Annotated in this window: 1 protein-coding gene; it reads right to left on the minus strand. The window is 48.6% G+C overall.

Features of this window, described 5'->3' with window-relative positions; all coding sequences use genetic code 11:
- The coding region (locus AAEZ00_RS21595; RefSeq protein WP_351090006.1) for a phytanoyl-CoA dioxygenase family protein at nucleotides 1-259 on the minus strand (259 nt) is incomplete at both ends.

Below are 259 nucleotides of genomic sequence, written 5' to 3' on the forward strand. Positions count from 1 at the left end.
GCACGGCGGTGCGATCCTGAAACGACGGTTGTGGCTCCCATGTCCGCGTTCACATCATCGAGAAATACAAAGACAAACAGGCTCCAAGGTTCGGCGTCTCCCACCACAATGGGTTCATCACTATGCCAAGACTTATGAGGTACATTCCAAACCGTCTCGGATCCTGGAAAACTCAATAAAGAATACCAAAGATCTAGAGGGCGCCATGCATGAGCGCCAAATACATGATCGATAGCAGGTTTGATTGCATGCTCTATAT

Origin of the sequence: Shewanella sp. S1-49-MNA-CIBAN-0167 (genome assembly GCF_040310145.1) — a bacterium.
In the GTDB taxonomy this organism is placed as follows: Bacteria; Pseudomonadota; Gammaproteobacteria; order Enterobacterales; family Shewanellaceae; genus Shewanella; species Shewanella psychromarinicola.